Origin of the sequence: Klebsiella sp. CN_Kp073 (genome assembly GCF_040065495.2) — a bacterium.
GTDB lineage: Bacteria > Pseudomonadota > Gammaproteobacteria > Enterobacterales > Enterobacteriaceae > Klebsiella > Klebsiella aerogenes.
Window position 1 is genome coordinate 1,384,442 of the sequence record NZ_CM198051.1, and the last position, 14,777, is coordinate 1,399,218.

The 14,777-nt window shown below is 54.2% G+C and carries 11 protein-coding genes; 5 read left to right on the forward strand and 6 right to left on the reverse strand.

What is annotated here, in order from left to right:
• The first annotated feature begins 95 nt into the window (after positions 1-95).
• Together der and ABLV66_RS06780 are read left to right on the forward strand one after the other, a co-directional pair.
• On the forward strand, positions 96-1,574 hold the full coding sequence (gene der / locus ABLV66_RS06775; RefSeq protein ID WP_015370328.1) for a ribosome biogenesis GTPase Der: 1,479 nt from the start codon (positions 96-98) through the stop codon (positions 1,572-1,574).
• Between the two features lie 117 nt (positions 1,575-1,691).
• Complete coding sequence (locus tag ABLV66_RS06780) at positions 1,692-1,907, forward strand: zinc ribbon domain-containing protein (protein WP_047043436.1); 216 nt, start codon at positions 1,692-1,694, stop codon at positions 1,905-1,907.
• Here the strand turns inward: ABLV66_RS06780 and ABLV66_RS06785 are convergent.
• From ABLV66_RS06785 to xseA, 3 genes are all read right to left on the reverse strand, one after another.
• Positions 1,904-2,242 (reverse strand): protealysin inhibitor emfourin, encoded by a 339-nt coding sequence (locus ABLV66_RS06785; RefSeq protein WP_047043438.1) that lies wholly within the window; start codon positions 2,240-2,242, stop codon positions 1,904-1,906. The two genes, ABLV66_RS06780 and ABLV66_RS06785, sit on opposite strands and share 4 nt — an antisense overlap.
• A complete protein-coding gene (locus ABLV66_RS06790) occupies positions 2,239-3,267 on the reverse strand; it encodes a M4 family metallopeptidase (RefSeq protein WP_047043441.1) in 1,029 nt (342 codons plus the stop codon). Before ABLV66_RS06790 ends, ABLV66_RS06785 begins: the two co-directional genes overlap by 4 nt.
• 80 nt (positions 3,268-3,347) lie before the next feature.
• Positions 3,348-4,721, reverse strand: coding sequence for an exodeoxyribonuclease VII large subunit (gene xseA / locus ABLV66_RS06795; RefSeq protein ID WP_047043444.1), 1,374 nt, complete (start codon positions 4,719-4,721; stop codon positions 3,348-3,350).
• A gap of 158 nt (positions 4,722-4,879) precedes the next feature.
• On the opposite strand from xseA, the gene guaB reads away from it, so the two are divergent.
• Positions 4,880-6,346, forward strand: a complete 1,467-nt coding sequence (guaB, locus tag ABLV66_RS06800) for an IMP dehydrogenase (protein ID WP_015370334.1) — start codon at positions 4,880-4,882, stop codon at positions 6,344-6,346.
• A 69-nt stretch (positions 6,347-6,415) separates the two neighbouring features.
• The gene (guaA, locus tag ABLV66_RS06805; protein WP_015703162.1) at positions 6,416-7,993 is read left to right on the forward strand and encodes a glutamine-hydrolyzing GMP synthase; all 1,578 of its coding nucleotides are present in this window, start codon (positions 6,416-6,418) and stop codon (positions 7,991-7,993) included.
• A 268-nt stretch (positions 7,994-8,261) separates the two neighbouring features.
• Here guaA and ABLV66_RS06810 read toward each other — a convergent pair whose 3' ends face one another.
• Positions 8,262-8,453 carry a YfgG family protein gene (locus ABLV66_RS06810; RefSeq protein ID WP_045392697.1) on the reverse strand — a complete coding sequence of 64 codons (192 nt, stop codon included), beginning with the start codon at positions 8,451-8,453 and terminating at the stop codon, positions 8,262-8,264.
• A 370-nt stretch (positions 8,454-8,823) separates the two neighbouring features.
• On the opposite strand from ABLV66_RS06810, the gene ABLV66_RS06815 reads away from it, so the two are divergent.
• On the forward strand, positions 8,824-11,055 hold the full coding sequence (locus ABLV66_RS06815; RefSeq protein WP_348876956.1) for an EAL domain-containing protein: 2,232 nt from the start codon (positions 8,824-8,826) through the stop codon (positions 11,053-11,055).
• Between the two features lie 48 nt (positions 11,056-11,103).
• Here the strand turns inward: ABLV66_RS06815 and ppx are convergent, their stop codons facing one another.
• On the reverse strand, positions 11,104-12,630 hold the full coding sequence (gene ppx, locus ABLV66_RS06820) for an exopolyphosphatase (protein ID WP_045392691.1): 1,527 nt from the start codon (positions 12,628-12,630) through the stop codon (positions 11,104-11,106).
• A 3-nt stretch (positions 12,631-12,633) separates the two neighbouring features.
• Positions 12,634-14,694, reverse strand: coding sequence for a polyphosphate kinase 1 (ppk1, locus tag ABLV66_RS06825; RefSeq protein ID WP_047043447.1), 2,061 nt, complete (start codon positions 14,692-14,694; stop codon positions 12,634-12,636).
• Between the last annotated feature and the right edge of the window lie 83 nt (positions 14,695-14,777).

A 14,777-nucleotide genomic window follows, 5' to 3' on the forward strand; every position in this document is an offset into this window, starting at 1 on the left:
TTTAATAAACGGCTCCTGACAGACAGGGGCCGTTTTGACTTTTTAAAAAACCTCGTAAAATGAGGTTGTATTGCAATTTGTATGAGGCATTTAACATGATACCTGTGGTCGCGCTTGTCGGGCGCCCTAACGTTGGAAAATCCACGCTCTTCAACCGCTTAACGCGCACTCGTGACGCGTTGGTCGCGGATTTCCCGGGGCTGACTCGCGACCGTAAGTACGGTCGTGCTGAAGTGGAAGGCCGCGAATTCATCTGTATCGATACCGGCGGTATCGACGGTACGGAAGAAGGCGTGGAAACCCGGATGGCGGAACAGTCGCTGCTGGCGATTGAAGAGGCCGACGTGGTGCTGTTTATGGTTGATGCGCGCGCGGGCCTGATGCCGGCGGATTCCGCAATCGCCAAACATCTGCGTTCTCGCGAAAAACCGACCTTCCTGGTGGCGAACAAAACCGACGGCATCGACGTCGATCAGGCGATGGCCGACTTCTGGTCGCTGGGGCTGGGCGATATTTATCCGATCGCCGCTTCGCACGGTCGCGGCGTTACCAGCCTGCTGGAACATGTGCTGCTGCCGTGGGTGGATGAGGTTAATCCGCAGGAAGAAGTGGATGAAGACGCCGCCTACTGGGCGCAGTTTGAAGCCGAGCAAAACGGCGAAGAAGTTGAAGAACCGGAAGACGACTTCAACCCGCAAGATCTCCCGATTAAGCTGGCGATCGTCGGTCGTCCAAATGTCGGTAAGTCAACGCTGACTAACCGTATTCTCGGCGAAGATCGCGTGGTGGTTTACGATATGCCGGGCACAACCCGCGACAGCATCTACATTCCGATGCAGCGCGATGAACGCGAATATGTGCTTATCGATACCGCTGGTGTGCGTAAGCGCGGCAAAATTACCGACGTCGTGGAGAAATTCTCGGTCATCAAGACGCTGCAGGCGATTGAAGACGCCAACGTGGTGATGCTGGTCATTGATGCCCGTGAAGGCATCTCCGATCAGGACCTGTCGCTGCTGGGCTTTATCCTTAACAGCGGTCGTTCCCTGGTTATCGTGGTCAACAAATGGGATGGCCTGAGCCAGGAAGTGAGAGAGCAGGTGAAAGAAACCCTCGACTTCCGTCTGGGCTTCATCGACTTCGCCCGCGTGCACTTTATCTCCGCTCTGCACGGCAGCGGCGTCGGCAACCTGTTCGAATCGGTGCGTGAAGCATACGACAGCGCCACCCGTCGCGTGGGTACCGCCATGCTGACGCGTATTATGACCATGGCGGCAGAAGACCATCAGCCGCCGCTGGTACGCGGTCGCCGCGTGAAGCTGAAGTATGCGCACGCTGGCGGTTATAACCCGCCGATCGTGGTGATTCACGGCAACCAGGTGAAAGACCTGCCGGATTCCTACAAGCGTTACCTGATGAACTACTTCCGTAAATCGCTGGATGTCATGGGTACGCCGATTCGCATTCAGTTCAAGGAAGGGGAAAACCCGTTTGCCAATAAACGCAATACCCTGACGCCGAACCAGATGCGTAAGCGTAAGCGCTTGATTAAACATATCAAGAAAAGCAAATAATGCAGAAACCCGCCGCTGGCGGGTTTTTTTATCTACCCTATTCAACGCTTCGCCGGGTCAGCAACGCTGACGTATGACGTGATAAACTCATGCTATTCATTATGAGAAGGAGACACCATGGAACTCAATTGCCCCATTTGTCATGCCCGGTTGGAAGCACAAGGCAACAGCGCGCATTGCGCGCACTGTGAGAAAGATTTTGCTTTAGAGGCGCGCTGCCCGGACTGCCATCAGCCGCTGGAAGTGTTGAAGGCGTGCGGTGCGGTGGATTATTTCTGCCAGCACGGCCACGGACTGATTTCGAAAAAACGCGTCGAATTTGTGCTCGGTTAATCGCTAACGCAGCCTTCACCATTTCGCCAGAGTTCAACCAGCGCCTCCGGTGCGCGCTCTTCCGGGATGAGAATGATCAGGCTGTGATAGTGCTGGGCGCTGATTATTTGGATACGAAAGAAACGCTGGTCGCCGCTACCCGGGGAATCCGGCTGCCCCGGCGGCTTGCCGAGCGGCAACGACTGCTGCAGTATTGCGGCGATGCGCTGTTTTTGTTGCTCGTTAAGTTGCGCTACGACAATCTTACGCATGCCGCTAAGCGTCGGGAACCAGGCGACACCGCCTTCACGCGCCAGTTCAATAATCGCGTCATCGCTAAGATCGGCCTCGTTCATGATGTGACTCCAACGCCCTCCCAGGCCTGGCGAATCGTATCGGCGACCGCTTTACCAAAACGTTTTTCGCCATGTTGAATCGTCAGTCTGGCAAAGGCTGAAAAATCGGCGTCTTTGGCCAGTGACTTATCACAAACCGCGTCGTACCAGGCGTATCCCGCTTTTTCCCATGCAAAACCACCCAGCGCGCTGGCGGCGAGATAGAAAGCATGATTAGGAATGCCGGAGTTAATATGCACGCCGCCGTTATCCTGCTGGGTATGCACAAAATCTTTCATATGGGCGGGTTGCGGGTCTTTGCCAAGAATGGGGTCATCATAGGCGGTCCCCGGATGCGACATCGATCGCAGTCCTTGGCCGTGAATCCCTTTCGCGAGGAGCCCCTCGCCAATTATCCAGTCTGCTTTATCTGCCGTTTGCTGGCGTTGATATTGCTTGACCAGCGAGCCAAAAACATCGGAAAGCGATTCATTGAGCGCGCCGGATTGTTCGAAATAGATAAGCCCGGCTTCGCTCTCCGTAACGCCATGGCTTAACTCGTGCGCCACCACATCAATCGCAATTGTAAAACGATTAAAGATCTCGCCATCGCCATCGCCAAACACCATTTGCTGCCCGTTCCAGAAGGCGTTTTGATATTCGTGACCATAGTGGACGCTGCCGGTCAGCTTCAATCCGCGGTTGTCCAGCGAATCGCGATGATAGCTCTTCCAGAAAAACTCATGGGTGATGCCGAGATAGTCGTAGGCCTCATCGACGGCGACATCGCCGTTGGAAGGTTGTCCTTCAAAGCGCACCTGGAATCCTGGAAGTTCCTGAGTCTGCCTGGCATCGTAAATGTCGCGCTCAAGCTGGCCTGGCGTGGCGACATGGGCGGCGGTGGGGCGGCCCGGCACGTGCGCCATCAGGGTTTGTACATGGCTCAGCGTTTGCTGCGCGCAGCGCTGCTGCTGAACGGAACCATGGTCGACAATACGGCGTAAAATGTAGGGTGGAATCACGAAACGAGGACAAGTATCTGGCATATCACGCTCCCTGGCCGGATGAACGGTGTTAAAAGGGCATGACAGCAGTATAGTTATCCCCGCTTGAAACGGGGGGATAATCAGACTTTTTTGCGGGCGCGCGTTTTCTTCACCGGGGTAATGGTTGTCACTTCGCTTTCGACCCAACCATCTTCCAGCCGGGTAGTGACAACATCGCCAGCCTGCACCTGTTTGATTTTTTTCAGTACCTTGCCGTCACCGGCTGAGGTGACGCTATAGCCACGAGCCAGCGTCGCCAGCGGGCTGACGGCTTCCAGATGCGTCACGGTATTGCCGAAACGCTCGCGCTGCTCGCTCAGTCGGGCGCGAATATTTTCCGCCAGACGATACTCCAGTTGCTGAATACGCGACTGCGCGCGATGGATGCGCGGCTGCGGGTTTTGCTGATTCAACCGCTGCGCGGCGCGCTGCTGGCGCTGGTCGGCACGTTTGAGCTGGCTTTCCAGCGCAAAGCGCATCCGCTGACGCAGGCGTTCCAGTTCGGCCTGCTGACGCGCTAAACGCAGTTGCGGATGCTGCTGCTGTAAGCGGTGAAACAACTGCGTAAAGCGGCGCTGGCGGTTGGCGAGGAAGTAATCCATCGCCATCTCCAGGCGCTGCTGGCCTGACTGTAGCTGACGCAGAAGCTCCTGCTGATTGCGGCTGACGATCTCTGCCGCCGCAGAGGGCGTCGGCGCCCGCAGGTCGGCGACGAAATCGGCGATGGTGACGTCGGTTTCATGGCCGACGGCACTCACTACCGGAATGCGGCTGGCGAAGATCGCCCGCGCGACCCGTTCGTCGTTAAAGCTCCATAAATCTTCCAGCGAACCGCCGCCGCGCCCGACGATCAGCACGTCGCATTCCTGGCGCTGGTTGGCTACTGCTATCGCGCGCACGATTTGCCCCGGCGCATCATCGCCTTGCACCGCCGTGGGATAGATGATCACCGGCAGCGAGGGATCGCGGCGTTTCAACACATGTAAAATATCATGCAGCGCGGCGCCGGTTTTGGAGGTGATAACGCCGACGCAGTGCGCGGGTGAGGGGAGCGCCTGCTTGTGACTTTGATCGAATAACCCTTCCGCCGTCAGGAGCGCTTTGAGCTGCTCATATTTCTGCTGCAGCAGGCCTTCACCGGCGGGTTGCATGCTTTCGACGATGATCTGGTAGTCGCCGCGCGGCTCGTAAAGCGTAATGTTGGCGCGAACCAGCACCTGCTGGCCATGCTGCGGGCGAAACGTGACGCGGCGGTTGCTGTTGCGAAACATCGCGCAGCGCACCTGGGCGTTATCGTCTTTTAAGGTGAAGTACCAGTGGCCGGAAGAGGGCTGGCTGAAGTTAGAGATCTCGCCGCTTATCCAGACCTGGCCCATTTCGCGTTCCAGCAGTAAGCGAACCGTCTGATTCAGGCGGCTGACCGTAAATATTGCAGGGGATTGAGATGGCAACATGTGAGCAAGATCAAATTCTAAATCAGCAGGTTATTCAGTCGATAGTAACGCGCTGAGAGGGGATCGCAAGTATTATTTGCAAAAAAGGGTGGATGCAATCGGTTACGCTCTGTATAATGCCACGGCAATATTTATCCACCCTGGTCGAGATATTGCCCATGCTACGTATCGCTAAAGAAGCCCTGACGTTTGACGACGTCCTCCTTGTTCCCGCTCATTCTACCGTTCTGCCGAATACCGCCGATCTCAGCACGCAGCTGACGAAAACGATTCGTCTGAATATTCCTATGCTCTCCGCGGCGATGGATACCGTAACTGAAGCGCGCCTGGCAATTGCCCTGGCCCAGGAAGGCGGCATCGGCTTTATTCATAAAAACATGTCAATCGAGCGCCAGGCTGAAGAAGTCCGCCGCGTGAAGAAACATGAATCCGGCGTGGTAAGCGATCCACAGACCGTTCTGCCGACTACCACCCTGCGCGAAGTGAAAGAACTGACCGAACGTAACGGTTTCGCCGGTTATCCGGTAGTGACCGAAGACAACGAACTGGTCGGTATTATCACCGGCCGCGACGTGCGTTTTGTTACCGACCTGAATCAGCCGGTCAGCGTTTATATGACGCCGAAAGAGCGCCTGGTCACCGTGCGTGAAGGCGAAAGCCGTGAAGTAGTCTTCGCGAAAATGCACGAAAAACGCGTAGAAAAAGCGCTGGTAGTGGATGATAGCTTCCATCTGCGCGGCATGATCACCGTAAAAGATTTCCAGAAAGCGGAACGTAAACCGAATGCGTGTAAAGACGAGCACGGTCGTCTGCGCGTTGGCGCCGCCGTTGGTGCTGGCGCCGGTAACGAAGAGCGCGTTGACGCGCTGGTCGCCGCAGGCGTTGACGTTCTGCTGATCGACTCCTCTCACGGTCACTCCGAAGGCGTTCTGCAGCGTATTCGCGAAACGCGCGCTAAATATCCTGACCTGCAAATCATCGGCGGCAACGTGGCGACCGGCGCGGGCGCTCGTGCCCTGGCGGAAGCGGGCGTCAGCGCGGTGAAAGTGGGTATTGGCCCTGGCTCCATCTGTACTACCCGTATCGTTACCGGCGTAGGCGTTCCGCAGATCACCGCTGTTTCTGACGCGGTTGAAGCGCTGGAAGGCACCGGTATTCCGGTTATCGCCGATGGCGGTATCCGCTTCTCCGGCGATATCGCAAAAGCGATTGCCGCAGGCGCCGCCGCGGTGATGGTAGGCTCCATGCTGGCCGGTACCGAAGAATCCCCGGGTGAAATCGAGCTCTATCAGGGCCGTTCTTATAAATCCTACCGCGGTATGGGTTCCCTGGGCGCGATGTCCAAAGGTTCCTCCGACCGTTACTTCCAGAGCGATAACGCCGCTGACAAACTGGTACCGGAAGGTATCGAAGGCCGCGTTGCCTATAAAGGCCGCCTGAAAGAGATCATTCACCAGCAGATGGGCGGCCTGCGCTCCTGTATGGGTCTGACCGGTTGTGGTACTATTGACGCACTGCGTACCAAAGCAGAGTTCGTGCGCATCAGCGGCGCGGGCATCCAGGAGAGCCACGTTCACGACGTGACGATCACCAAGGAATCCCCGAACTACCGCATGGGCTCCTGATTTTCATCGCCCGGCTACGCGCCGGGCGATTTTTATTCAATCATCGCTACTTCTCTGGAATTAACGTCAATGACGGATAACATTCATAAACATCGCATTCTTATCCTGGACTTCGGTTCTCAGTACACCCAGCTGGTTGCGCGTCGCGTACGTGAGTTAGGGGTCTATTGCGAACTCTGGGCTTGGGACGTGACCGAAGCTCAAATCCGTGAGTTCAACCCGAACGGCATCATTCTTTCCGGCGGCCCGGAAAGCACTACCGAAGACAACAGCCCGCGCGCGCCGCAGTACGTCTTCGAGGCCGGCGTACCGGTATTCGGCGTATGCTACGGCATGCAGACCATGGCCATGCAGCTGGGCGGCCACGTTGAAGCTTCCAACGAGCGCGAGTTCGGTTACGCGCAGGTGGAAGTGCAGACCGACAGCGCGCTGATCAAGGGCATCGAAGATGCGCTGAGCGCTGACGGTAAGCCGCTGCTGGACGTGTGGATGAGCCATGGTGATAAAGTCACCGCTATCCCTTCCGACTTTGTGACCGTCGCCAGCACTGAGAGTTGCCCGTTCGCCATCATGGCGAATGAAGAAAAACGCTTCTACGGCGTACAGTTCCACCCGGAAGTCACCCACACCCGTCAGGGGCTGCGTATGCTGGAGCGCTTCGTGCGCGACATCTGCCAGTGTGAAGCGCTGTGGACGCCGGCGAAGATCATCGACGACGCGGTTGAGCGTATTCGTCAGCAGGTGGGTGAAGATAAAGTCATCCTCGGCCTGTCCGGCGGCGTTGACTCTTCCGTTACCGCGATGCTGCTGCACCGCGCCATCGGTAAAAACCTGACCTGCGTATTCGTGGATAACGGCCTGCTGCGCCTGAACGAAGCTGAGCAGGTTATGGATATGTTCGGCGACCGTTTCGGCCTGAACATCGTACACGTTGCGGCGGAAGATCGCTTCCTGACCGCGCTGAAGGGCGAAAACGATCCGGAAGCGAAGCGTAAAATCATTGGCCGCGTCTTCGTTGAAGTGTTTGACGAAGAAGCGCTGAAGCTGGAAGACGTGAAATGGCTGGCGCAGGGCACTATCTACCCTGACGTGATCGAATCCGCCGCTTCCGCGACCGGTAAAGCGCACGTCATCAAGTCTCACCACAACGTTGGCGGCCTGCCGAAAGAAATGAAGATGGGCCTCGTTGAGCCGCTGAAAGAGCTGTTCAAAGACGAAGTGCGTAAGATTGGTCTGGAGCTGGGCCTGCCGTACGACATGCTGTTCCGCCACCCGTTCCCGGGGCCGGGCCTCGGCGTTCGCGTACTTGGCGAAGTGAAGAAAGAGTACTGCGACCTGCTGCGTCGCGCGGACGCTATCTTCATTGAAGAACTGCGCAAAGCCGACCTGTATGACAAAGTAAGCCAGGCATTCACCGTGTTCCTGCCGGTTCGCTCCGTCGGCGTGATGGGCGATGGTCGTAAGTACGACTGGGTCGTCTCCCTGCGTGCGGTAGAAACCATCGACTTTATGACCGCGCACTGGGCGCACCTGCCGTATGATTTCCTCGGCCGCGTCTCCAACCGCATCATCAACGAAGTTAACGGTATTTCCCGTGTGGTGTACGACATCAGTGGCAAGCCGCCAGCGACTATTGAGTGGGAATAATTCCTGCTGATAGTTGAACGAAACCCTCTGTTTACAGAGGGTTTTTTTATGTCCGTAATGATGTTTGATGTCGGTTGGGCATATGGTCTGGATTAAAAACGATGCCTGACGATTAGCGAACACGCCATGAAGTCGAGTCAATCAGCAACGTTAAAAGAACGCCGCGACGGGTGAATGTCAATTTTTGCTGCAGTTGCTTACCCTGTCACAGAAAGATAAAGCGGAAGGGCGCGGGTTCTCGAAAGAGCCGTTACATTGGCCGTAGGCGTTATTCCTGGGCTGGAGTGGTTGGCGTCGCGGGAGCATCAATGGTGATGGTCGATTGCTGCGACTCTTGCTTGCCCTGATGATGGTACCAGGCGCCGATAGAAGAGTAGACAAAGCGTCCAAAGAAGAAGAGAAAACTGATAAGTAGTACGATACGGGTCATGCGACGGTTAAATCGATGTCGTTTACGCATACTGGGTGCCTGACTCACAAAAGGTTCCTTGAAGTATACCCGAAGACGGGCAATGGGGCTATTAAGTCATAGTATAGCGGTGGGGTCAATTGTCGGCGGTGTAAAAATCGTAGAGCTAAAACATTACTTAATGTTATATAAGATGAACATCGTATTTACACGGATTTTGGTTGTTGCACAAGGTCGCAAAAAAATAAGTTTTATTAATATTAGCTAAATAGTTTATTGATTTGCGTCAATTGCTTGATTCTGTTGCTCACTAAAATCGACCATCTGTTCCGCATCGTTATTACTTTCGCGGTTAGCCTGGTCGGGTTGGATGCCTGTCTGAATATACTCCGCAGGAGTTGGGGTAATCTGTCGAGCATCTATGAGTATTATTAAACTATACAAACGATATCAGGATAAATGGTGGGCACTACCGCTCGTCTTACCTACGTTGTTGTTGCCATTAGCGCGCGCTGCAAATACATTCGCGAATCTTAACGGTCATACCGTCTTCCTGTATTACCTTCCGCTGGCGCTAGTATTAAGCCTGATGCTATTTTTTGGCTGGGCGGCATTGCCTGGCATTGTTATCGGCTTGCTGCTGACCATTACGCGCGGCATGACCTTTGAGCAGGCCATCGGCGTGTTATTTCATTTTTTGATCCCCGCGGTGCTGTGCTGGGGCGGATATCGTATTTTCGTTCCGCGCCGCCAGCAGATTTCCCACGGCAATGTTGCCCTGATGCCGCATCGATTGTTCTGGCAAATGCTGCTGCCTTCGGTGATTTTTCTCATTATCTCGCAACTTGCGGAGTATCTGGGTCTGCATCCGCGCGCGGCGGAGCTGGTTGGGACGACGCCATTTAGTTTACGATCGTTAATCACTTTTCAGGCGCTGATGGTCGGTTGTCTGACCGGCGTGCCGCTGTGCTATTTTTTGCTGCGCGTTATTCGTAATCCTTTGCATTTACGCGGCTTTATATCCCAGGTGCGTTTACAAATCGACCAAAAAATAAAACCGCTGGAAATTATTGTCTGGGCAATAGCATTGTTAATAATACTGGCTTTATTATTCATGCCGTTAAATGTCAACAGCACGATATTTAGCACAAATTATACATTGTCATTACTTATGCCGGTCATGTTATGGGGAGCGATGCGCTTTGGTTATCGTTTTATTTCCCTGGTGTGGCCGCCGATATTAATTCTGGTCATCCATTTTCATTACAGCTACTTGCCATTTTCCCCCATCTACAATAACCAGCTGGCGATTACCTCCTCCAGCTACCTGGTTTTCTCTTTTATTATCGCTTATATGGCAATGCTGGCGACGCAGCAGCGGATGATCCACCGTCGGGTTCGAAGAATGGCCTTTCTCGACCCGGTCGTTCATATGCCAAATTTGCGCGCCCTGAGCCGGGCGCTAAACCACTCGACCTGGTCGGTACTGTGCTTTTTACGCATGCCAGAGTTGGAGCTGCTCGGGCGGCACTACGGCGTGATGCTGCGAATTCAGTATAAGCAGCAGCTGTCGGAGTATTTGAGTCACCTACTGCAGCCAAACGAAATGGTCTGTCATCTTTCGGGCCATGACCTTGTGGTACGCCTGAATAGCGACGATCATCAAAAACGCATTGTGATGCTGGATGAGCGGATTAAGCAGTTCCGTTTCATTTGGGATGGTATTCCGCTGCAGCCGCCCGTCGGGATCAGCTATTGCAACGTGCGCTCTCCGGTCAAGCATCTGTATTTACTGCTCGGTGAACTGAATAATATTGCCGACATGTCGTTAACCAGCGGACAGCCGGAAAACGTGCAGCGCCGCGGCGCCGTTCACGTTCAACAGGGGCTAAAAGAACGCGTGTCCATGATGAACCAGATCCTGCAGGCGCTGGAGCAGAATCGCTTTCGGCTGATGGCGCAGCCAATTGTCGGCATGCGCGGCGATAGCTATCATGAAGTCCTGTTACGCATGGTTGGCGAGCAGGGCGAGCTGGTTGCGCCGGATAATTTTTTGTCCGCGGCGCACGAATTTGGCCTGGCTTCGCGCATCGACAGCTGGGTTATCGACAATACGCTGGCTTTTATGAACGATAATCGCCATACGTTGCCAGGCATGCGTCTGGCCATCAATCTGTCGCCAGTCTCGGTCAGTCGCAGCCGTTTCCCGGATGAAGTCGAGGAAATGCTGCATCATTATAATATCGAGCCGTGGCAGCTTATTTTTGAACTGACGGAAAACCACTCGCTCAGTAATCCGGAGCAGGCGCAACAAACGCTCGCGCGGTTGCAGGAATTGGGATGCCGGGTGGCGATTGATGATTTTGGCACCGGCTATGCCAGCTATGCGCGGCTGAAAACGCTTAACGTCGACATGCTGAAAATTGACGGTAGCTTTATCCGTAATCTGGTCACCAGTAGCCTGGATTATCAGGTCGTAGCGTCGATTTGCCGGTTAGCGCAAATCAAAAACATGCAGGTAGTGGCGGAATATGTGGAATCGCCGGAGATCCGCCAGGCGGTGATTTCACTGGGGATTAATTATATGCAGGGCTATGACATTGGTATGCCGGTTCCGATAGAACAGCTGGCGTGTGCGGCTGACGTCGCATAAAAAACGGCCGGGCGTATGACCCGGCCGTTTTAGTGAAAGATGTCAGCTTTACGCTTCTTCTTCAGTAATTTTCAGCAGCCATTCCGGCACGCCTTCCCAGTATTCTTGCTCTTTCTCCAGATCCAGTAGCACTAACGCGTTCTGGCTAAACCAGTCGTGGGGGAAAATTAATGTCCAGTGATTGGCTTCCGTCTTCAATGTCAGTTTTGGCGGCGTAGTCGTCGCCTGACGCTGATTGTTCAGCAATACGCCCAGACGCAGCAGTTGGATCAGCGGCAAGAATTGTTTTTTCTTAAACAAGGTAAAACGCGGCAGATCATCAAGCTTGATAGCTTTGCGGTGATAGCGCACCAGCGTAGCCATCAGCATCTGCTGCTCCTGATTAAAGCCCGGTAGATCGCTATTTTGCAGGATATAGGCGGAGTGGCGATGCATGCCGCTGTGGTTAATGTTCAGCCCCACTTCATGTAGCATTACCGCCCACTTCAGCAGGGCGGACAGATGCGGATTCGCCAGTTTCGGGTTTTGCTCCTGCCACTGCTCGAGCATCTGAGTGGTGGTCTCCAGTACCCGGCGCGCCTGCTCGCGATCGATATTGTACTGGTTTGCGAGGCTCTGGGCCGTACGGCTGCGAATATCCTGGTGGCGGAAGCGACCTTCCATCTCGTACAGCACGCCTTCGCGCAGCGCGCCGTCGGACAGGCGCAGCTCTTTGATCGCCAGCGCGTCGAATACCCCGCACAAAATGGCCAGACCGGGCGCGAATACCGCTTTACGGTCTTCCGACAATCCCGGCAGGCTTAATGAATCGAAGTTTTTATTCTTCAGCAGTTCACTGACCAGCATTTCAAGGCGTTCTGGGGTAATGAATCCGTCCTTTTCACCCATCGCGACCAGCACTTCGTGCGCTGCTTTGATGGTGCCAGAGGCGCCCAGCGCCACGTTCCACCCCTGAATACGGAATTGCCAGGCCAGGGTTTCCAGTTTCTGCACCGCCGCCAGGCGCGCGCGCTGGAAGTTTTCTTTATTGATAACGCCGCCGGCGAAATAGGCCTGCGAGAAGCTTACGCAGCCCATACGTCGGCTTTCCACCAGGCGGGGCTCGAAATCTTCGCCGATAACGAGCTCAGTCGAACCGCCGCCGATGTCGATAACCAGCTTACGTCCGCGTTCCGGTTGCGTGTGTTCAACGCCCATAAAAATCAGACGCGCTTCTTCGTTACCGGAGATTATCTCGATGGGATAAGGAATGACTTTTTCCGCTCGTTTGAGAAAATCCGCCGCGTTAGCCGCCTGGCGCAGGGTGTGCGTCCCGACGATACAAACGCTGGAAGGGGAGAACCCCTGCAGACGTTCAGCAAACAACGACAGGCAGTTCAGTCCGCGAGTAATCGCTTCTTCGCTCAACACCGAGTTTTCATCCAGGCCATCGGCCAGGTGGACGCGCTGCTTCAGGCGACCGATGATCTGCATTGCCCCGTCGACGACACGGGCGATCACCATATGAAAACTGTTCGAACCAAGGTCGACCGCAGCGAACTCCTGCGGCCGAGGTGTTTTTTCGTTTATTGGCATAGGTTAATCGGGTTGTTCGAGTGATTTGAGATAATCGTAAATCGCCATCTGTGCGCGTACTTTGCGACGATTGCCGCGCGGCACGTAGCGATTACTCAGTTCTTTATCAAGATAGCGCGCTTTTACGGTATCGTTGAACAGGATATCGAGAATATCCAGTACGCGTTGCTTCAGACGCGGGTCCAGCAGCGGTACGGCCACTTCGATACGATAGTCGATATTGCGCGTCATCCAGTCGGCGGAGGATAACCACACCTGTTTATCACCGCCGTTTTCAAAACAATAGACCCTGTCGTGCTCAAGGAAACGGTCAACGATACTAATAACGCGAATATTTTCGCTAATCCCCTCAAGACCCGGGATCAGCGAGCACATGCCGCGGATGAGCAGGTTCACCGGTACGCCGGTGCTGGAGGCGGCGTAGAGTCTGTCCACCAGCCCTTTATCGACCAGATTATTTAATTTAAGCGTAATTCCGGACGGTTGCCCATTCTGCGCATTGGCGATTTCGCGATCGATCATTTCATACAGCAGACGACGCGAGTTCTGCGGCGATACGAGCAGGTAGTCGAAGCTGACGGGTCGGTAAGGGTTTTCGATAAAGTTAAATACGCGACGGACTTCATTGGTGATGCGCGCGTCGGCAGTGAGTAATGAATAGTCGGTGTAGATACGAGCGGTTTTCTCGTTGAAGTTGCCGGTGCCGATATGTGCATAACGTACTACCTCATCGCCTTCTTTACGTGAAATGAGGAATAATTTGGCGTGGATCTTCAGCCCCGGCGCCGAGAAGATAACGTGTACGCCGGCTTCAGTCAGACGTTTAGCCCAATGAATATTGGCCTCTTCATCGAAGCGCGCCTGCAGTTCAACCACCACGGTCACTTTTTTACCATTGTGGGCGGCGTGGATCATCGAATCGATAATCCGTGAATCCTTAGCGACGCGGTAAATATTGATTTTGATTGCCAACACGCTTGGATCGAACGAGGCCTGACGCAGCAGTTCAAGCACGTGCTCGAAGGTATGATACGGATAGTAGAGCAGTACGTCGCGTTCGCGGATGGCGTCAAAGCCGTTGCGGAATTTATCGAACCACAGGTGGCGCAGGCGCGGCATCGGTTTGTTGACCAGGTTGGCCTTGCCAACATTCGGGAAACCGATAAAGTCTTTAAAGTTGTGATAACGCCCGCCCGGCAGCATTGAATCGTAGTTGGAGATGGAGAGCTTATCGCGCAGCATTTCAACCATCGCGTCCGGCATATCGCGCTGGTAGACAAAACGTACCGGCTCGGCGGTTAAGCGCTGCTTCAGGCTCGAGGACATCAGCTCCATCAGGCTCGATTCCATTTCGTGTACCAGATCGTACTCGGCATCACGGGTCATTTTCATCGAGTATGCATTAAGGGCATCGTAGTCAAAGAAACCCTTGAAGATATCATCCAGGCAGTAACGCAGAATGTTATCCAGCAGAATCATTGGCTTGCGGCGTCGCGGCGTTTCCGGCGGCAGGTTCACAAAGCGCGGCACCTTATCGGATGGAATTTCCAGCAGCGCGTAGTTAATGGTATCGCCGCGGATAATCTCCACCGCCAGATAGGTGTAATCATCTTTCAGGAATTGAACCAGATCCGTTTCGCGATTGATCAGAATCGGCGAAATATGCTGGCGAAGATACTGTTTGAAGTAGTTGCGCAGCCAGGACTGCTGATTAACGGACAGCTGGCGTTCGTTAATCAGGAAGATCTGATTACGCGCCATTTCCAGCAGCAGTTCATTATAAAGACCATCAAATTCCTGATCGGCCTTGAGCACGCGGGCCTGGATTTTACCTAACAGATGACGTGAATGGGCGGTACTACCTTGTTCTTCACTGATAAGAATGCGTCGCTTAAGTTCAGCGAAGCGCACTTTGTAAAACTCATCAAGGTTATTGGAGTAAATTCCTAAGAAGCGCATGCGCTCGATAAGCGGGTTACTCTTGTCCGCCGCTTCCTGAAGTACGCGCTCGTTAAAGGACAACCAGCTGAGTTCTTTTTCGATGTATAGCTTTTCCTGGCCCATTACAACTCACACTCCGGATCATTGACGTCGCTTTTTCATTATGGCGAGCTTTGCCATTGAATGTCCAACTATGTCAAAGCAAT